Raw genomic sequence first — 19,805 nt, 5'->3', positions numbered from 1 at the left:
ATAGTGTATTGAGTACTATTCTGGTTGTTTGAACGGAATTTCTTGATTTAGAATTTCTTCGATTAATGTTGACATCGGTGCAGTAGAATTTTCGACAATCGAATAATCGATGGTTGTATTTTTATCAACCGAAAGTTTAATCAATTCTTTATTTGGAAATTTGATTGGATAAATACACAATTCAATGTCTTTATTTAGATTTTCTTTGTCTGCATAAAATAAATGCGCATAGAAAATTAATTGCAATTGTTTCGCTTTATCTTCTTTTTGGTAAACGGTTTCTATTTCTTCAGTTTTAACCGAAATATCTTTCGCATAACCAGTTTTATAATCAATAATTCGGATTTGATTATTGACAGAATCAATTCGGTCAATTACACCTTTTAGCTTTACAATTTTGCCATTTGTTAGTGTAAAATCAACTTCGTGCTTGCTTTCCAAAGCTCTGATTACAAATTCATTTTCTTTTGCTGTAGTCGTATCTTTAGAAAGAACTCCATCCACAATTCGCTCTGCAATTTTATAAATCAAATAATTTGGACCTTTATCCAAATGTCCATCTTTATATTCTTTGCTAAAATGCTCTTGTAAGGTTCTGTCTTTTATTTTTTCGATATTTTTGAAATCATTTTCATGTAAAATATGTCCAATATAAGGCGTGTACAAATCCTCCAAAGCACCGTGTACAATGTTTCCTAACGTTCTTGCGCTTACAATTTCTTCGGCTTCTTCGACTTCGTTTACATTAAAAACTCGTTGCTCATAAAAATCTAATGGATTGCGTAAATAGGTTGAAAGTGAAGAAGGTGAAATTCCATATTCAGCCCAATTTTGAAGCTTTGCCATTGTTTCGTCAGTTTTAGGAACAATGATTTCTTTCAAAGGTTTTGTAATAAAACTTGGTGCTGCAAAGGTTTCTTTCACTTCGTGATTACTTTCAAATTTGATTTGAGCTAAAAAGCGAGATTTTTCTCCAGAACCCATTCCGTCAGCTTCGGTATCGTACACGAAATAAGCATTTTTTGCACGCTGAATCAATCGATAAAAGTGATATGCATAAATCGAATCATTTTCGGTAAATGTATTCAATTTCATTTGTTTGCGAATATCGTACGGAATAAATGTATTGTTTTGTCGTCCCAAAGGTAAAATTTCGTCGTTCACAGAAGTCATGATAATATTATCAAAATTCAATAAACGAGTTTCCAACAATCCCATCAATTGTAAACCTTGCAAAGGCTCTCCAATAAAGGAAATAGTTTCGGAAGAAACGATTTTGTTGTACAATAAAAACAAGGTTCTGTAATCTTTGATGTCATCAACGCTCAACAAATTTTCGTGCAATTGATTGAAAACTTTTTTGAAAAAGAATAAATATTCTTTCGTTAACAAATCGTTCATAGAAGGATGATGCAATAATTCGTCTGTCCAATTTTTTAGATGATGAATAAATTCAGTGATACTTTTCGGAATATGAAAAATAGATTTAAATATTGAGTCTCCTAACGAATTCTGAATCGAATTTTGTGAATTAAATATTCTATTTTGTAATCGAATATCTCCAATTAATTTTCGACTTTCTTCCGTGCTAAAAAGAGATAATGTTTTATTTTCAAGAATTTGTAAGACATTTTTGAAATAAAACATACTTCCTTTTCCTAATTTCTCACGATTCATCTGCAACTCAAAAATTGATTTGAAAAATTGCGCTAACGGAACCGAACGCAAGGGAATTCCCATCGAAATATTAAGATGCGTGATATTTTCGGGTAAAGAATTGAGAATTGCAGGTAAAATAGATTCATCAGCTAAAATCAACGCGGTATTTTTTATTTCATCTTCATTGAGATTTCTAATTAAATCTGCAATATACTTTGCTTGTCCAACTTGTTTTGCGACACCAATTGTTTGCAAATTTTTGGGTTTCGAAAATTCATCAACCACCCAATTTATCGGTTTTATTTTCTCTTTATATTTTCTTAGAAAAGAACCCGCTTCCTGATTTGGATTTTCGTAATAATATTTATCCGCATCAAAATATAAAGTGGCTAAATTCTCTTTTTCTAAACGAAAAATCAGCGCTTGTTCTGCTTTTGTCAAGGCATTAAATCCAGCAAAAACATAATGTGAAGTTCTGTTTTCAATAATCTCTTCAACTTTTTCGCTCGCAATTCTAAAAACCATTCCAGCATAACCTTCTTTTGAATCCAATAGATCTTGTTGTAACTGAAAATATAATTTCGAAACAATTCCCCAAAACGTTAAGTGATTTTGAATGATTTCATTTTTCCCAATCTCAATTTTTCCATCTCCCCATTGACTAATTCGTTCTACCGAAACCAAATAGTCTAAAACTTTATCCGCAGGTTGCAAAGAAGCATCGATATCATCAAAATCTTTCAAAACAGTTGGTCCCCATTTGATAAAATCTTCGAAAGAATCAGGTTTTTCAACGATTTTTTTATAAGATTGATACGCTTTAAACCATAGATTAATTCCAGAAATAATTTCTAAACCAGAAAGTTCGCTCATCAATTCTTCGATACTTTTCATTTGTGGAAGAATGATATTTTGCGTTTGACGCTGAAATTCTTGTTTGAAGAATAACATGGGACGTTTTCCTGGTAAAACTAAAGTGGTGTTGATAAAGTTTTTTTGATTTTGAACTAAATCTTTTACAACATTTTCTATGAATTGAGCCATTTTGAAATTTTCTTTCGTTGAGTTGTTGTAAAAGTAAGGATTTTGAGAGACAAAAGATGGCGTTTTAAAAATATTGAACTAGCTGTGATTATTTATCGATAATTTTTTATTTTTATACTAACCAACCTATAAATAATGTTAATTGAAGAATCAATCTGGATTGGAGAGAAAATAAAAGAACTTTCTCTCTTAAATCCATTTCCTATATTGAATATAGGAAGCTCTACCAAAGAATACAGAACGATTAGACAAAGTCATATTCAGAAAAATATATTCAGTTTAGTTCCAAATGAAGCTGAAAATGTAATTCATCTAGATATGAAATCTGCTGATGGAGTAGATTTGGTAGGAGATTTATATGATTTAGCTTTTTTAGAGGAAGTTAAAAAATATAAAGTGAAATGTATTTTGTTCAATAATGTGTTGATGTACATTGATGAAGAACAACGAAAAAAGCTTTGTAAAATATTGTATGAAATTTTGGAGAAAGATGGTTATTTAATTGTAACTAATTCTTTTATTTTTCCACCAGCTCCAGATCCGGTAGAGAGTTACTATAGACCAAATCCATCTAAATTATATCAAGATTTATTTCAAAATTTTGAATTGGAAGATGCTAGAGAAATTACAACAGGATATTGTTTTTATCAACAATTGAAGGATAAACCAAGGTTAATTCCGATCAAATTAATACGAATTTTTCTTCCTTTTTATAAATTCCAAGATTGGAGATTTATGATGAAGTATTATTTGAAATATTTTAAGAGAAATTATTCCGCTTCTTGTTTACTATTACAGAAGAAATAAAAAGCCGTTTCAGATTTCTGAAACGGCTTGTATATAAAGATTGAGTATTCTTATTTAATCACTCCTAATTCTTTACCAACTTTTGTAAAAGCAGCAATTGTATGATCTAATTGCTCTTTTGTATGTGCAGCAGATAATTGTACACGAATACGCGCTTTATCACGAGGAACAACCGGGAAAAAGAATCCGATTACATAAACACCTTCATCTAATAATTTGTCTGCCATTACTTGAGATAATTTTGCATCATACAACATAACAGGTACAATTGCAGCATCACCTTCTGGAATATCAAAACCAGCAGCAACCATTTCTTTACGGAAATATTCAGCATTCCACATTACTTTATCACGTAAAGTTGTGTCATTTTCTAACATTTCTAACACTTGTAAAGCAGCACCAACGATTCCCGGAGCTAAAGAGTTAGAGAATAAATATGGACGAGATTTTTGACGTAACATTTCGATGACTTCTTTTTTACCAGAAGTAAATCCTCCCATAGCACCACCTAAAGCTTTACCTAAAGTAGATGTAATAATGTCTACACGTCCCATAACTTCGTTATGTTCGTGTGTTCCACGTCCAGTTTTTCCAATAAAACCAGTTGCGTGAGAATCATCAACCATCACTAAAGCATCATATTTATCAGCTAAATCACAAACACCTTTTAAGTCTGCAACGATTCCATCCATAGAGAAAACACCGTCTGTTACAATAATTTTGAAACGATGATTTTTTTCTGAAGCAGCAATTAATTGAGCCTCCAAATCAGCCATATTATTGTTTTTGTAACGGTAACGTGCAGCTTTACATAAACGAACCCCATCAATAATAGAAGCGTGGTTTAATTCATCCGAAATAATCGCATCTTCTTCTGTAAACAAAGGCTCAAAAACACCGCCATTTGCATCAAAAGCAGCAGCGTATAAAATCGTATCTTCCATTCCTAAGAAGTTCGCGATTTTTTTCTCTAATTGTTTGTGTACATCTTGCGTTCCACAGATAAAACGAACCGAAGACATTCCGTATCCGCGGTCATCTAACATTTTTTGAGAAGCTGAGATAACGTCTTTATTATCAGATAATCCTAAATAGTTATTCGCACAAAAATTAAGTAATGTTTTACCATTTTCTAATGTAATTTCCGCACTTTGAGGAGAAGCAATGATACGTTCTTTTTTGAATAATCCTTGTTCTTCTAAATCATTCAATTGCGTTTGTAAGTAGTTTTGAAATTTATCGCTATACATAATAAATCACTTTTTGTTTTGATATGTTTCATACAAATATAAATGTTTACGGGCATATTTTTCGTATTTTTGTAAGACATAAAAAAAATAATAAACAGTGTTTCTAATCATTATATTTAGTTTTCAGTTCTATTTCTTAGCAAAGTTTTTCAAAAAGGATAAATTAAAAACGGTTTTATCAGCAGTAGGATTATATATAGCGGGTGAAATTGCTTTTTCTTTTGTATTTGTTTTATTGTTCGCTTCAGGAATTATTGATATAGGTGTTAATTTTAACAATTCTTCTATGGATAATTTGATGGATAATAGCCTAAAAATGAATAAATTTTTGGTAGAAAATTATGTTTCAATTGCTGTACAAGTCTTTCTATATATAGGAATCGGAATGTTTTATTACAATTCTTTAAAACGTAAATGGACATTGCAAATGCTAGAAGGCGAAATTGATAAACGTAAAGATGAAATTCTACAAAATATAGAAGTTAATCAAAAAATAAATCCAGTTAAATTAAACGTTTATCCACATTTTCATACAGTTAATGAGAAGAATATTCATTTAGTACAACCATTAGCTAAAGATATTTGGCAAGAAGCTTACAAGGATTTGTTATCTCAAGATCAAATCGATTATATGATTGATATGATGTATAATAATGATAAAGTGAATGAAGGAATTGCAAATGGAGACGTTTGGGAAATCCTGAAAGTTGACAATGTTCCATCAGGTTATTTGCATTATAAATTAGACGAAAATAATACTGTTTTTTTGTCAAAAATTTATTTGAAAGAGTCTAATCAAACCAAAGGAATTGGACAATTGATGTTGAATAGAGTCGTAGATTTCGCCAAAGAAAAAGGAGCAAAAGCAGTTCATTTAACGGTGAATAAACACAATGCGAAAGCGATTCGTTTCTACGAAAAAAATGGTTTCAAGAATATGGAATCAAAAACATTTGACATCGGAAATGGATACATTATGGATGATTACATTTATCAGAAATCCATTTAAAAATAAGGTTTTAATTAATCAATATAGAAAGTCATTACGGTTTGTAATGACTTTTTTTTGTTATCTTCAATTTATAATAACACACTATGAAAAAACTAATTTTATCCTTTTTATTGGGAGCCATTTCTCTTTTTGCACAAGAAAAATTGGTTGTTGAGTATGAAAACCGAACTGAAGTTGATCTTTCTAAAGAAAAAAATGCGAAAATAATACAAATGTTGAAGTTGGCTAACGAAACGAAGTTTGACTATCAATTAATCACAACGAAAGACGAATAGAGTTTCAAGAAAATTGATAAAATAGATAATACGCAGCGTGCTGATGGTATGAAAATCACGTTTAATGATACTGAAAAGCATTTATACAAAAACTTCAAAACCAATCAATCTTTAACTTTTGATGACTACAACGGAAAACGATTTGTTGTTCAAGATTCATTGCGAATTCAACCTTGGATTTTGAGTAAAGAGAAATCTACTTTTTTGGGATATGAAGTGAAAAAAGCTAGTTACGAACGAGATGGTTTACTTTATGAAGCTTGGTATGCGCCGAAATTAAATTTTAAAAATGGACCCGAAGATTTTTCTGGTTTACCAGGAATTATTTTGAAAGTAGAAATAACAAATAACGAAGCTCAACCTAGTGAAAAAACATACTATACTGCTACAAAAGTTGAGTTAAACAGCAAAGTTTTAGTTACAAAACCTGCAAAAGGTCAGTTGATTTCTGCCAAAGATTACAAAACTTTTACAGATGAAGAATATAGAAAATATATAGAAAATCAAAAAAATAAATTAGATAAGAAAGTAGATTAACACATGATGAGAAAACTAATATTTACATTCCTTTTAGGAACAATTTCCCTTTTTGCGCAAGAAAAATTGGTGGTGGAATATAAGTTCAATTATAATTTTGATACATCCAAAATTACAGATAAGAAAACGCTTGATTTTTATAGAATAAACAATAACAATGTTAGCTATTTTCAGTTAGTTACAACTAATGAAGATTCCTTTTTTGGTAGAACTGAAAAGATTGATAATAATCAAAATAATACTGAAGGAGGCGCTTTAATGGGAGGACCAGCTGGAAATTTTTATAGTAATATCAAAGAGAAGTATTCTTTATTTTCAATTGATTTGAACGGAAAAAAGTTAATTGTAAAAGATTCTATAAAAGCTCTTGATTGGAAATTAACAAAAGAAAAGGATAAAATATTAGGGTACGAAGTTAAGAAGGCTGTTTATGAGAAAGGCAAATTTAGCGTAGAAGCTTGGTATGCACCAAAGTTGGCTTTTAAAAATGGTCCTAATAAATATTTTGGTTTGCCTGGAATGATTTTGAGGATTATAGAAACTGTAAAATCAGATAAAGGAGATCAACAACAAATTTATACAGCGATAGACGTAAAACTGGATAATACTGCTAAAATTGATATTCCAACAAAAGGTAAATTAATAACACAGAAAGAGTTTTACGAGATTATTGATGACATGAACAATAAATTAATAGAATCATCCGAGAACAGAGTAATTAGAAGAATAGATTAAAATTATGCTGATGAGAAAACTAATATTTACATTCCTTTTAGGGACAATTTCACTTTTTGCACAAGAAAAATTAGTGGTGGAATATGAATATACAAATGAGTTTGATTTGAGTAAACTGACTGACAAGGAAGATATTCAGATGTATAAAGATGCAGCTGCAAGAAAAACAGAGTTTCAGTTGATAGTTGATAAAAATGAGTCTGTTTACAAGGGAATTGAAAAAATCAACAATAGCCAAGAAGGAGAAAGAAGTTCAATTTCTTTTGTTGATCCGAGAGATATTTATTATAAAAATATAAGTAATAATGAAACGCTAAAATTTAATGATTATAATGGTCGTAAGTTTATTATAAAAGATACAATTTCTGCTCTTCCTTGGTCATTAACTCGCGAAACGTCTAAAATATTGGGTTACGAAGTAAAAAAAGCAACAGCAATTGTAAAAAATAAAACATATGAAGCGTGGTATTCTACAAAATTAGCTTTTAAGAGTGGACCATCTGATTTTGGTGGTTTACCAGGGCTAATACTGAAATTAGTGATTACAACAGATTCAAAAACAATACCGAGAAAAGATATTTATCTAGTGATTAGTCTAAAAACAAATGACAAGATAAAAATTGAAAAACCAACGAAAGGAGAGGTTGTGACAAAAGCAGAATTTAAGAAAATAACAGATAAAATGCTTCAGGACATGATAAAATCTGCAAACGAAAAAATGGACAAAAAAATAGATTAACAAAAAAGGATTTCAAATCAGAAATCCTTTTTTGTTATTTTTCTCTTTCCATCACGTATTTCACCATTGTCTCCAATGAATTTCGGTATTCATTTTCGGGAAATTCGTACAATATATCTAAAGCTTCTTGGCTATATTTTTTCATCATTTTTTGCGTGTACTCAATTCCGCCGTTATCTTTTACGTACTGAATAATTTCTCGTACACGTTTTTTGTCATTGTTATAACGTTTTACCGAATTAATCAACCATTTTTTGTCTTTTTCATTCGCTGTATTGATTGAATAAATCAATGGTAACGTCATTTTTTGTTCTTTGATATCAATTCCGACAGGTTTTCCGATGGCGTTAGAAGTGGTATAATCAAACAAATCATCTTTGATCTGAAATGCAATTCCAACCAATTCTCCAAAGCGATGCATTTTCTTCGCAACTTCTTCTGTACAACCAACAGAACGCGCTCCAGCTTCGCAACAAGCCGCGATAAGCGTTGCTGTTTTCATTCGGATAATTTCGAAATAGACATCTTCTGTAATATCAAGTTTACGCGCTTTTTCGATTTGTAATAATTCACCCTCCGAAATCTCTTGTATCGCAACTGAAACAACTTCTAATAAATCGAAATCTTTGTTTTTGGTCGAAATAATTAAGGTTTTAGATAAGAAATAATCACCCACTAAAACGGCTACTTTATTCTTCCAAATTGCATTTAAAGAAAAGAAACCACGACGCAATGTACTATCATCTACGACATCATCGTGAACCAAAGTTGCTGTGTGGATAAGCTCGATAAAAGAAGCTGCACGATAGGTACGTTCTTGTACTTCACCATTCAATTTTGCAGTTAAAAAGACAAACATCGGTCGCATTTGTTTTCCTTTTCTGCGCACGATATAATTTGAAATACGGTCAAGAAGCGAAACATTACTCTTCATCGATTCGAAGAATTTTTGTTCGAATAATTTCATTTCCTCCGCGATCGGAGCTTTAATCAAATCTACCGTGTTACCCAAAATTTAGTTTTTTAATTCGTAAAATTATTGATGCAATGTACAACCTGTTTTGCATAGAAACCTTTAAAGTTAAATTCTTCTCCGCTAAAACAAATTTTGTTTTCGATTGGTAAAACTGAAATCCCTTCCAATTGTCCCAACTGTGTCGTGAAGCCCAAAGGTAAACTTATTTTTTTAACTTGAGAAGTGAAGAATAACTGATTATTATCTTTTGGCAAATCGAACCAATTGATAAAAGTTAACGCTTCTTTTGTGTAACCCAACAGATAAATTCCTTTTGTAGAACTATTTACATCAGCATCGATATAAGCAGCTGTTACAGCGTAATTTGTTGGAAAAGTTTCTAACTTTTTGGCTGCGTGTTTTTTAGAAGAATCAATAGGAACAACGTAATGAGACGTTGCCATATTTGACCATTCTTTTGTAAAAATATGCAACTGATTTTGGTAGACAAAGAATGCTTCCGCATCCCAATTTGTTGTCATATTTTTGAATTGAAAAGTTTCTTGTTCAGGATAATAAAATTCTATTTTTTCAGCTTTTAGTTGCTGATAAGATTTTGAATAATCGATGTTTGATTTTTCGATAAAATAAATGGCTAAATCTTTTCGTTTGCCCAAATTATTTCCAAAATCAGCAAAATAAATTCGATTATCATCCGAAGACATTTCTTCCCAATCAATATTTGGAGCATTTGTGATGAAAATTGTATTGATAATTTCACCTGTTTTTGCATCAAAACGATACAATTCTGGTTTGGAATCAGAATCGTTTAAACCCCAAAAAGAAGCCACATTTTTATCTTCTTTTTCATATTCTAAAGCCGAAATTTCGTTCAAAGTAGGAGGTAAGTTAATACTTTCTATTTTATAATCATCAATAGAAATTGTATCGATGTTTTCTACTATTTGAGCGAAAGAGAATTTAGTCAGAATCAAAAATAAAAATATGGCTAAATATTTCATTTGATTATTTTTTAATCATTTCCAGTTTTATTGGCTAATTGTCCGCAAGCTGCATCAATATCTTTTCCACGGCTACGACGTACATTTACCACAATATTATTGGATTCTAAAGCTTTGATATAATTGTTAACCGCTTCTTCTGATGCTTGTTTGTAGATTCCGTCATCAATCGAATTATATTCGATAATATTTACTTTAGAAGGAATTTTTCGACAGAATTTTACCAATGCATCAATGTCTTCTTTTTTGTCATTAACACCGCCCCAAACAATGTATTCGAACGTGATTCGTAAACCTGTTTGTTGATACCAATATTGAAGACTATCCATTAAATCCGTCAACGGAAATTTAACAGAAAAAGGCATAATTACATTACGAACTTCTTCGCGAGCCGAATGTAAAGATACCGCAAGGTTAACGCGTAAATCTTCGTCAGCCAGTTTTTCAATCATTTTAGGAATTCCCGAAGTCGAAACTGTAATTCGTCTTGGAGCCATTCCTAATCCTTCTGGTAACGTAATTTTTTTGATGGCAGAAATTACTTCGTTATAATTTAACAAAGGTTCTCCCATTCCCATAAATACGATGTTGCTTAATGGACGATTGAAATAACGTTTACTTTCTTCATCGATAATCACAACTTGATCGACGATTTCGGCAGCTGTTAAGTTACGCATACGTTTTAATTGCGCTGTTGCACAAAAAGTACAATCCAAGCTACAACCAACTTGCGAAGAAACGCAGGCAGTTGTGCGAGAATCAGTCGGAATTAAAACAGATTCCACAACGTTACCATCATGAAGCTTAACTGCATTCTTGATGGTTCCGTCGTTAGATTTTTGTAGAAGATCAACTTCAACAGGTTGAATTTGGAAAGATTCTCCTAATTGCTCACGTAAAGCTTTAGAAATATTCGTCATGTCATCAAATTGATGCGCATTCTTTTTCCATAACCATTCGTACACTTGTTTTGCGCGGAATGATTTTTCTCCAATCTCTTTGAAATAATCTTCAATCTCAGCTTGTGAAAGCTTTCGTATGTCTTTTTTTGTTGTACTCAAACTTGTCTTATAAGATTAACATTGCATCTCCGTAAGAGTAGAATTTATATCCTTCTTTTACCGCTTCGTTGTATGCTTTCATTGTTAAATCGTGTCCAGCAAACGCAGAAATCATCATAATTAATGTAGACTTTGGTGTGTGGAAGTTTGTAATCATACAATTTGCAATAGAGAAATCGTATGGTGGGTGAATAAATTTATTCGTCCAGCTATCCAAAGCGTTTAAATGTCCATCTGCAGAAACAGAAGACTCGATAGAACGCATAGAAGTTGTCCCAATAGCACAAACTTTTTTCTTTTCGTCAATTGCACGATTTACGATATCAGCTGTAATTTGTGGAATAATAACTTGCTCAGATTCCATTTTGTGTTTCGATAAATCTTCAACTTCAACAGCCTGAAAAGTTCCTAAACCAATGTGTAAAGTCAACTCTGCAAATTCAACACCTTTGATTTCTAAACGTTTTAATAAATGTTTAGAAAAGTGTAAACCAGCTGTAGGCGCAGCAACTGCTCCTTCATGTTTTGCATAAATCGTTTGGTAGCGCTCTGCATCTTCAGGTTCAACTTCGCGTAAAATATATTTTGGAAGAGGAGTTTCTCCTAATTCTTTCAATTTTGCACGGAATTCTTCGTAAGATCCATCAAATAAGAAACGTAAAGTACGTCCACGAGATGTTGTATTATCTACAACTTCTGCAACTAATGTATCATCATTGTCGAAGAATAATTTATTTCCGATACGGATTTTACGAGCAGGATCTACTAAAACATCCCATAAACGAGTCTCAGCATCTAATTCTCTTAATAAGAAAACTTCGATTTGAGCACCAGTTTTTTCTTTATTTCCCATCAAACGAGCTGGAAATACTTTTGTATTGTTACGAATCATTACATCACCTTCGTCGAAATAATCGATTAGGTCTTTGAATAATTTATGTTCAATCTCTCCGGTATCACGGTGAACAACCATTAAACGAGCTTCATCTCTATTTTCAGAAGGATGCTCAGCTAAAAGTTCTTCAGGTAAATTAAAATCGAAATCGGAGGTTTTCATTTTCATAATGGTACAATTTTTTGCAAATATACGACCTCAGATACCCCTTTGTCAAGTATAATGACGTATTTTATGAAATTGATAACTTTTAATGTCTATTTTTGACAATTGAAATAATGATTAAGAACCAATCTTCATTAAAGAAATAATTGAATGAGAACGAAACTACTAATTTTGTCCGCTATTTTTACACTTTTTAGTTGTAATAAATCCGAACAAAAAAATGAAGAATCTACTGAAATAGAAAAGATTGATTCTGTTGCAAAAAAAGAATCGCCTGAAACTGAAATTCCGAAAGAACTGGTAAAAGCACCTGATTTTTCTTTATCTGATATTAACGGAAAACGTTTTGATTTAGCTGATTTCAAAGGTAAGTATGTGTATATAGATATTTGGGCAACGTGGTGTGGACCTTGTAAAGTACAAATTCCGTTTATGAAACAATTAGAAGAACAGTTTCGTGATGCTCCCATTCATTTTGTAAGTATCTCTTTGGATAAGTTAGAAGACAAGCCAGTTTGGGAAAAAATGGTGAGAGAAAATCAGATGTCTGGGGTGCAGTTATTTGCTGGTAGAGAAAGTAATTTCGGTTTTGATTATAAGATAGAATATATCCCAACTTTTATCATTTTAGATAAAGAAGGAAATATTATGATTGATCGTGCGCCTGCACCGATGGATTATCAAACAGGAGAAATTAATCAGCAATTGGTTGATATTTTCAAAATGATGAAATAAATAGATATAAAAAAAGCTTCCAAATCAGGAAGCTTTTTTTATTATACTTGATAGAAGATTAACTTCTCACTTTTGTTTTCAAATTAATACGTTTCCCAACCTTTGGCTGTTCACCTGGCTCCATATTATTTAATTTATACAAACTACTAATTTTTACACCAAAACGTTGCGAAATCGAGTACATGTCGTCTCCTTCTTGTACCATGTAGGCGTAATCAGAACCTTTTGTTTTCTTTTTTCCAAAAAATACAATTTGACCATCTTTTAATTTCGATCCCATTTGTATTTCATTGAAACCAGCCACTTCTGCAGGAACTTTGTTGTATGTTTTAGAGATTGAAGCAATTGTTTCTCCAGCTAAAGCTACAACGTAAGGAATATTATTTTTATGTCTTTTTAATCGTAATGTAGGATTCTCCGAACGTGTTTCGTATTCAATTGTTCTATTTGTAGGTTTTACTTCTTCAACAACTGTCTCAGTTTCTTTCGGTTTGTACGAAGCTAAAACAACTTCTTCTTTTTGATTAAATTTTTTAGATGATTTTGAAGAATTATTAGCCAATAAATAATCATCTTGATTGTTGTACATAGAGAACAACTTAGCATAAACTTCTTCGGAAGAAACTTGATCAAATTGATTTAGATTATAACGTTCAATTATCGAAATCAATTTTGGGGCATATTTAGAATCTGTAGCGTAACCAGATTTTTTTAAACCATTTGCCCAAGCTTTATAGTCTTTTGGATCTAAGTTAAATAAAGCTTTGTAATAAGGACGTAAAGCTAAAAATTTTGAATGATCGCGATAACTTTCTTCAACAGATTGGTACGATCGGAAGCATTCTCCACGTGCATCATCATCATGATAAATTCGAGGTAAATCTGCTGGCCATTCGTCCAAACCTTTACATTTTATACCGAAATGATTATTTGCTTGATCCGCTAATTTACTTTGACCGCCTGCAGTTTCTAAAAGACCTTGTGCTAAAGTAATACTTGCCGGAACTTTGTATAATTCCATTTCTTGTACTGCTAAAATAGCGTGTTTTCGGATGTAAATTACATCTCTTGTTTCTTGTGCTTGTAAAGCGATTGCAGTAACAAAACTAAAAACGAATAACAATTTTTTCATGCTATAATTGTTTTATTTTTTGACTTTAATTTTTCATTCATTCCTTCAATTCCTTGTAAACCACCTGTGTGTACCATCAGAATTTTAGAAGAATTACTAAAGTAATGATTTTTAATTAATTGTAAAACACCAAAAACCATTTTTCCCGTATAAATTGGATCTAATTGAATTTGAGTTGTTTTTTTGAAATAGTTGACAAAATTAATTAATTCCTCGTTAACTTTTCCATATCCACCAAAATGATATTCATTAAAAATAGTAAAATTTCTTTTTTTTGTTAGATTTTCTACCTCTTTTTGTAAAAAATCTCCTTTCAAACTCGGGAAGCCAAGCAAGTGTTGATGAGGCTTTGATGCTTCTATCAAACCAGCAATTGTTCCACCAGTTCCTATTGCAGAAGCTATAAAATTAAATTCGTCACATTGGTCAAATAAAATTTCTTTACAACCATTTATGGCTAAATTATTTGTGCCTCCTTCTGGTACAACGTAAGTTGAAGGGAATTTATTTTTCAAATCTTCAATAAAAAACGAATTACTTTTTTCTCGATACGTTTCGCGTGAAATAAAATGCAACTCCATTCCACATTTTTTTGCAAACCGAAGCGTGGCATTTGTGTCTATTTTATCTTTTAATTCTTCGCCACGAATAAGACCAATCGTTTTAAAACCATGTAATTTCCCTGCTGCTGCAGTTGCCGCGATATGATTAGAAAATGCTCCACCAAATGTAAGTAGTTGATTGAAACCTAATTTTTCTGCTTCTAAGAAATTGTATTTTAGTTTTCTGAATTTATTACCAGAGATTTCTGGGTGAATTAAATCTTCTCTTAAAATAGAAAGTTTAAGGTCTTGATTGGTAATTGTAGATAAATCAATTTCTTGAATTTCAGCTTTATAATCGTTCCAAATCATTTTAAATATATTTTAGAAAACTATAAAATTTTCGTTTTTTTAAATAATTCAAATCATGTTCATTCGCATAAGCTTCGCGTTCAAAACTAATATTACGATACGCTTTGTGTTGATCTTTGTACTGAATTAGCCGAATTCCATATTCAATTAAATACCAAGCATAGAATAATCCGACCAAAAGTTCGAGTTGCTGAATAATATGTATCGTTTCGTGATTGATTAAAACTTTATCATTCTTTAACTTTTTATCTCTCAAAAAAATAAATGGAAAAATGGTGATTCCGACAAAGTTTTTATGAAACAAATGACTCAAAATAACTACAAACATTCAAAAAATCTTGATTATTAGACAAAATTAATGATTTTGAGTTCAAATTGTTTTAAAAATTTAGAAATTTCGTAACTTTAAGTAGTAAAATAAGCCGATTAAAATCATGTTGATTACTATCAATGAAATATGTTTTTAGTTGTATTTTCACCTCATTAAGAAATGAAAAAGTTTGAAGAAGGAGATTATTACTTATCTCCAGAAGGTTTCCGAATTTTTACGGAACAATACTTAAAACGTCGTGGCTATTGTTGTAAAAGCGGATGTAAACACTGTCCGTATGGTTATGATAAAAAAACAGATAAGATAAAAAATAAGAAATAAATGAAGAATACATCAACCCTTTTAGCTTTATTAATTGGTAGTTGTGCTTTTGCACAAATGAAATTTCCGGCAGTAAGTTCGCATAGCGAAATTGAACAAAAAGTTGGTTTAACTGAATTTGAGATCGAATATAATCGACCAAATGTAAGTGGGCGTAAAGTTTTTGGAAAATTAGTTCCGAACGGAGAAGTTTGGAGAACTGGAGCCAATGAAAATACAATTATTAAGTTTGATCAACCTATAAAAGTAAATGGTAAGGAGTTGGCTGCGGGCGAATATGCGCTTTATACAATTCCGAATAAAGACGAATGGGATGTGATTTTTTACAAAGACACAAAAAACTGGGGAAATCCGAAAGAATGGAAAGAATCTAATGTTGCTTTGAAAGTGAAAGCTTCAGTTTCGAAATCGATGAACAATAAAACAGAAACTTTTGAAATTCGTTTTACAAATGTGACGCAAAAATCTGCTAATTTGGTTTTGGCTTGGGATAATTTGACTGTTACAATTGATATTGAAACCAATACAATAAATACCGTTTTGAAAATGATTGGAGATCAATTGAATGAAAATTCATCTGCAAGAGATTTCTATAATTCAGCTAATTTTTATTATTCGAATAAGTTAGATCAAAATCAAGCATTAAAATGGGTTAATACAGCTTTAGAAAAAGATCCTAATGCACCAGATTATTACAAAGAATTGAAAACAAAATTAGAAAAAGAAAAGTATTAAAATAACCAGTTGTGCATTTTGATAATTTTATCAAATAAAAACGTCAGTTCGAGTGGAATTCTTCAAGAATTTTGTATCGAGAATAGTTTTTTAAAGATAAAATTCTATTCTCGATACAATTTTTATTCACTTTGTTTCTAAAAATCACTCGAATTGACGAATTTTAATTCAAAATGAACAAAAGGTTAAAATAGTAAAGTCCGTTACGTAACGGACTTTTTTTAATCTTTATTTGAAATATTTTTTTTCAGAATAACCTGTAAATAAGAAAACATCAAAGCTGTAGACCAGCCTACCATCATAATTCCGTTGATGGCTTCTAATCCAGCTAAGAGTTTCCATTCCGTTTCGATGACAACATCTCCATAACCTACTGTTGTAAACGTAACTAACGAAAAATAAAGTGCCTCGTTAAAATTGTATAAATTATCAATAGCAGGATTGAAGTAAAATACACACGCCCAAATAACACACTGAAAACCATGTAATAAAGTAAGAAAAGAGATGGATAAGGACATTTGTATCAAAACCTCTTTTATGGAAACTTTATTTCTTTTGGAATTGAATCGATGAAGGTATTTTAACGAATACACCGTTGTGATTGATTGTAACACTACGTTAAAACATATGACTAAAACACCAATACAAATAATTAAAAACATAAATTGAGAATTAGTACAAATGTATTATTTAAGAAATAGTTAGCAAAATCCTTTTTTTAGCTCATTTTTGGTATATAAAAAGCTAAAATTTGATTTATTTTGGCTATTGTAAAGGGTATTCACTAATTTTGTAAATATTATAAATCTTGATATGAAATTAAATTCTAATTATATATTATCATTATTAACAGTTGTTTCTATCGGTTTATCGTCTTGTTCGACGAATAAAACGCCACAGAAAATTGTTTATAAAAAAGTTGAAACAACTACACCAAAACCTGTCGAAACTAAGAAACCTACCGAAACTGTAGTAACAAAACCTGAGACCTCTAAAGTAAAAGATGAGTCTTTTAAAGTTACACTTCCTGAGGTTAACAGAGAGTTTCGTGCGGCTTGGGTAGCGTCTGTAGCAAATATCAATTGGCCTTCTAAAAAAGATTTAACAACGACGCAACAAAAAGATGAGGCGATAAAGTTGTTGGATATGTTAGAAGCAAATAATTTTAATGCAGTTATTTTTCAGGTTCGTCCAGCTGCTGATGCTTTGTATAAAAGTAATTATGAGCCTTGGTCATATTTTTTGACTGGAGAAGAAGGAAAAGCTCCTTCGCCATATTATGATCCGTTAGAGTTTTGGGTAGAAGAGGCACATAAGCGTGGAATTGAGTTGCATGTTTGGTTAAATCCATATCGTGCACATCACAGTAGTGGAGGTCCTGTTACGAGCGAATCTATGGTTAAAAGATCGCCAAACAATGTGGTGAGATTGAAAAATGGAATGTATTGGTTTGATCCTGCAGACAAGAAAACGCAAGATCACGTATCAGAAGTTGTTCGTGATATTGTTTCGCGTTATGATATTGATGGAGTTCATTTTGATGATTATTTTTATCCGTACGCATCTTACAATGGTGGAGCAGATTTTCCAGATAATTCAACTTGGAATGTTTACAAAAATAATGGAGGAAATTTATCCAGAGCAGATTGGCGTCGTGAAAATGTAAATACAATTATAGAACGTATTTATAAAGAAATTAAAGCAGAGAAGCCTTTTGTTAAATTCGGAATTAGTCCTTTCGGAATTTGGAAACCAGGTTATCCTGCAGGAATTACAGGTTCTTCTCAGTACGACGAATTGTATGCAGATGCAAAATTATGGTTAAACAAAGGTTGGGTAGATTATTTTTCGCCTCAATTGTATTGGCCAATTAATTCGACAGGGCAAAGTTTTCCTAAGTTGTTAGAATGGTGGAAGTCAGAAAACACACACAATCGTCACCTTTGGCCGGGGCTTAATACGGTAGAAGTTAAAGTATCAGATCGTACAACAGAGATTACGAATCAAGTAAAAATGGCGGGCGATATTTTACAAAATAATGTAGGTGTAATTCACTGGAGTATTGCTGGATTATCAAAAAATCCGTCGATGTTATCTTATCTAAAAGAAGGTCCGTATAAAAATAAAGCTTTAATTCCTTCTATGAATTGGATTAAATCAGATCGTTTGGCGAAACCAAGTTTGTTTGTAAGTAAGACTTCGTCTGAAGTTGTGATGAATTGGAATGATAACAAAACATCTTCTAATGTTGCCAAATGGATTTTGTATACGCGCTATAACAACGATTGGGAAACAACGATTATTGAAGGTTCAAAATTAAAGCAAGCTGTCTCAAAATATAAAGATGGTAAAAACCTGAATGCTGTTGCGTTAAAAGCTGTAGACCGTTTAGGAAACGAAAGTGATTACGTTGCTGAAAAAATTAATTAAGAATAATATTTCTTTGAAATATAAATGCTCAACTAATTTTTAGTTGAGCATTTTTTTTGATTTATACCTTTATTGTTTATATTTTTGGTGATACCTGAATATTCTAAACGAAACGTAAATGAAATCAATTCAAGAATTTAATTTTAAATTAGAAGGAGAAAGTCATTCAGTGAATGCAAAACTTTTATCGGAAATAATCATTGATTTAAATATAATTATTACTGAAATTGTAAATAAATTAAATATAGGTAATGAACTAGAACTTAAAGTAGAAACTTTTCAAAAAGGAAGTTTTGATATACTTTTTGGATTAGGTTTAGATCCAGCACTTTCACAGACGATTTATAGTTACTTAAATAAAGAAAATATTGAACTTGCAGGAGCAATAATCTCTTCACTATCTGATATATTTTCAATTAAACAATTTTTAGGAGGTGATAAACCCAAAAAAATTGAGCCAATAAATGATAATGAATATAATGTTGAAAATAATTCAGGAGAAGTAAAAATCATAAATAACAATTTAAGAGATTTAGCAATTTATAATCCAATAATTAATATTACAGTAAATAATACTTTTAATAATTTGAATGAGCATTCAGAGGTTGAAGGTATAGCATTTAAAACTTCAGAAGATGCAATAAAAATTGCTAGAAATGAATTTCCTAAAATGATGAGAAACTTAATTCCAGAATCAGAAGATGTAGAAGAAGTTCAAAAGGAAAGAACAAAAATATCTAAGAATATTTCATTAAGTATTTTCAAAATTGTGTTTGATAGTAAATATAAATGGCAGTTTTTTGATACTAATGGAATGAAAATTTCTGCTAATATTAAAGACCAAGCTTTTTTTGAGAAAATTAAAAATGGAAGTCTACAATTTTCAAATGGAGATTTAATGATTGTAAATATGAATGTATTACAAGTTTATAACGAAATTGGAAAGACTTATGAAAATAGATCATATATAATAACCAAAGTAATAGATATAAAAAAAATTCCGAAACAAGGGATTTTTGATCTATAATTCTACATATAACATCTAAAAGTG

General features: G+C 30.9%; 21 protein-coding genes. 11 read left to right on the top strand and 10 right to left on the bottom strand.

What is annotated here, in order from left to right:
* Positions 1 to 15: 15 nt before the first annotated feature.
* Positions 16 to 2,703 (bottom strand): PD-(D/E)XK nuclease family protein, encoded by a 2,688-nt coding sequence (locus tag QHG34_RS04600; protein ID WP_282629016.1) that lies wholly within the window; start codon positions 2,701 to 2,703, stop codon positions 16 to 18.
* Between the two features lie 135 nt (positions 2,704 to 2,838).
* Between QHG34_RS04600 and QHG34_RS04595 the strand changes: the two genes are divergently transcribed.
* Positions 2,839 to 3,510, top strand: a complete 672-nt coding sequence (locus QHG34_RS04595) for a CheR family methyltransferase (RefSeq protein WP_282629015.1) — start codon at positions 2,839 to 2,841, stop codon at positions 3,508 to 3,510.
* Positions 3,511 to 3,560: 50 nt separating this feature from the next.
* On the opposite strand, the gene kbl is transcribed toward QHG34_RS04595, so the two are convergent.
* A complete protein-coding gene (gene kbl / locus QHG34_RS04590) occupies positions 3,561 to 4,760 on the bottom strand; it encodes a glycine C-acetyltransferase (protein WP_280061962.1) in 1,200 nt (399 codons plus the stop codon).
* A gap of 97 nt (positions 4,761 to 4,857) precedes the next feature.
* Here kbl and QHG34_RS04585 point away from each other — a divergent pair, with 97 nt between their 5' ends.
* The 5 genes from QHG34_RS04585 (at position 4,858) to QHG34_RS04565 (ending at position 8,058) form a co-directional block, all read left to right on the top strand.
* Positions 4,858 to 5,769, top strand: a complete 912-nt coding sequence (locus QHG34_RS04585; protein ID WP_282629013.1) for a GNAT family N-acetyltransferase — start codon at positions 4,858 to 4,860, stop codon at positions 5,767 to 5,769.
* A gap of 86 nt (positions 5,770 to 5,855) precedes the next feature.
* On the top strand, positions 5,856 to 6,047 hold the full coding sequence (locus QHG34_RS04580) for a hypothetical protein (protein ID WP_282629011.1): 192 nt from the start codon (positions 5,856 to 5,858) through the stop codon (positions 6,045 to 6,047).
* A 12-nt stretch (positions 6,048 to 6,059) separates the two neighbouring features.
* Complete coding sequence (locus QHG34_RS04575) at positions 6,060 to 6,584, top strand: GLPGLI family protein (protein WP_320416882.1); 525 nt, start codon at positions 6,060 to 6,062, stop codon at positions 6,582 to 6,584.
* Positions 6,585 to 6,587: 3 nt separating this feature from the next.
* Positions 6,588 to 7,319: a GLPGLI family protein gene (locus QHG34_RS04570; RefSeq protein ID WP_282629010.1), complete on the top strand. Its 732-nt coding sequence runs from the start codon at positions 6,588 to 6,590 to the stop codon at positions 7,317 to 7,319.
* 10 nt (positions 7,320 to 7,329) lie between these two features.
* Positions 7,330 to 8,058, top strand: coding sequence for a GLPGLI family protein (locus tag QHG34_RS04565; RefSeq protein ID WP_282629009.1), 729 nt, complete (start codon positions 7,330 to 7,332; stop codon positions 8,056 to 8,058).
* 34 nt (positions 8,059 to 8,092) lie between these two features.
* Here the strand turns inward: QHG34_RS04565 and QHG34_RS04560 are convergent, their stop codons facing one another.
* The 4 genes from QHG34_RS04560 to queA are packed head-to-tail and all read right to left on the bottom strand — an operon-like array spanning position 8,093 to position 12,153.
* The gene (locus QHG34_RS04560) at positions 8,093 to 9,025 is read right to left on the bottom strand and encodes a polyprenyl synthetase family protein (protein WP_282629008.1); all 933 of its coding nucleotides are present in this window, start codon (positions 9,023 to 9,025) and stop codon (positions 8,093 to 8,095) included.
* 56 nt (positions 9,026 to 9,081) lie between these two features.
* Positions 9,082 to 10,035, bottom strand: a complete 954-nt coding sequence (locus QHG34_RS04555) for a hypothetical protein (RefSeq protein WP_282629007.1) — start codon at positions 10,033 to 10,035, stop codon at positions 9,082 to 9,084.
* An 11-nt stretch (positions 10,036 to 10,046) separates the two neighbouring features.
* Positions 10,047 to 11,096 (bottom strand): 23S rRNA (adenine(2503)-C(2))-methyltransferase RlmN, encoded by a 1,050-nt coding sequence (gene rlmN / locus QHG34_RS04550; protein WP_038336309.1) that lies wholly within the window; start codon positions 11,094 to 11,096, stop codon positions 10,047 to 10,049.
* Positions 11,097 to 11,103: 7 nt separating this feature from the next.
* Positions 11,104 to 12,153, bottom strand: coding sequence for a tRNA preQ1(34) S-adenosylmethionine ribosyltransferase-isomerase QueA (gene queA, locus QHG34_RS04545; RefSeq protein ID WP_282629127.1), 1,050 nt, complete (start codon positions 12,151 to 12,153; stop codon positions 11,104 to 11,106).
* 153 nt (positions 12,154 to 12,306) lie between these two features.
* Here queA and QHG34_RS04540 point away from each other — a divergent pair, with 153 nt between their 5' ends.
* Positions 12,307 to 12,891 carry a TlpA family protein disulfide reductase gene (locus tag QHG34_RS04540; protein ID WP_282629006.1) on the top strand — a complete coding sequence of 195 codons (585 nt, stop codon included), beginning with the start codon at positions 12,307 to 12,309 and terminating at the stop codon, positions 12,889 to 12,891.
* 58 nt (positions 12,892 to 12,949) lie between these two features.
* Here QHG34_RS04540 and QHG34_RS04535 read toward each other — a convergent pair whose 3' ends face one another.
* The 3 genes from QHG34_RS04535 to QHG34_RS04525 are packed head-to-tail and all read right to left on the bottom strand — an operon-like array spanning position 12,950 to position 15,265.
* A complete protein-coding gene (locus QHG34_RS04535) occupies positions 12,950 to 14,023 on the bottom strand; it encodes a glucosaminidase domain-containing protein (protein WP_282629004.1) in 1,074 nt (357 codons plus the stop codon).
* Positions 14,020 to 14,937: a 1-aminocyclopropane-1-carboxylate deaminase/D-cysteine desulfhydrase gene (locus QHG34_RS04530; protein WP_282629003.1), complete on the bottom strand. Its 918-nt coding sequence runs from the start codon at positions 14,935 to 14,937 to the stop codon at positions 14,020 to 14,022. The genes QHG34_RS04535 and QHG34_RS04530 overlap by 4 nt, the downstream gene beginning before the upstream one ends.
* Before the next feature lies 1 nt (position 14,938).
* Complete coding sequence (locus tag QHG34_RS04525) at positions 14,939 to 15,265, bottom strand: hypothetical protein (RefSeq protein ID WP_282629002.1); 327 nt, start codon at positions 15,263 to 15,265, stop codon at positions 14,939 to 14,941.
* A gap of 162 nt (positions 15,266 to 15,427) precedes the next feature.
* Here QHG34_RS04525 and QHG34_RS04520 point away from each other — a divergent pair, with 162 nt between their 5' ends.
* Together QHG34_RS04520 and QHG34_RS04515 are read left to right on the top strand one after the other, a co-directional pair.
* Positions 15,428 to 15,589: a DUF5522 domain-containing protein gene (locus QHG34_RS04520; protein ID WP_180906370.1), complete on the top strand. Its 162-nt coding sequence runs from the start codon at positions 15,428 to 15,430 to the stop codon at positions 15,587 to 15,589.
* On the top strand, positions 15,590 to 16,324 hold the full coding sequence (locus tag QHG34_RS04515; RefSeq protein WP_282628999.1) for a DUF2911 domain-containing protein: 735 nt from the start codon (positions 15,590 to 15,592) through the stop codon (positions 16,322 to 16,324).
* Between the two features lie 221 nt (positions 16,325 to 16,545).
* On the opposite strand, the gene QHG34_RS04510 is transcribed toward QHG34_RS04515, so the two are convergent.
* The gene (locus tag QHG34_RS04510) at positions 16,546 to 16,842 is read right to left on the bottom strand and encodes a potassium channel family protein (RefSeq protein ID WP_282628998.1); all 297 of its coding nucleotides are present in this window, start codon (positions 16,840 to 16,842) and stop codon (positions 16,546 to 16,548) included.
* A gap of 295 nt (positions 16,843 to 17,137) precedes the next feature.
* Here QHG34_RS04510 and QHG34_RS04505 point away from each other — a divergent pair, with 295 nt between their 5' ends.
* Entirely contained in the window at positions 17,138 to 18,754 is a 1,617-nt protein-coding gene (locus QHG34_RS04505) for a glycoside hydrolase family 10 protein (RefSeq protein ID WP_282628997.1), read from the top strand.
* A 118-nt stretch (positions 18,755 to 18,872) separates the two neighbouring features.
* Positions 18,873 to 19,781: a hypothetical protein gene (locus QHG34_RS04500; RefSeq protein WP_282628996.1), complete on the top strand. Its 909-nt coding sequence runs from the start codon at positions 18,873 to 18,875 to the stop codon at positions 19,779 to 19,781.
* Positions 19,782 to 19,805: the final 24 nt, after the last annotated feature.

It is taken from the genome of Empedobacter sedimenti, from assembly GCF_030005555.1.
GTDB classification, from domain to species: Bacteria; Bacteroidota; Bacteroidia; order Flavobacteriales; family Weeksellaceae; genus Empedobacter; species Empedobacter sedimenti.
This window is presented reverse-complemented; position numbering and strand designations above follow the sequence as displayed.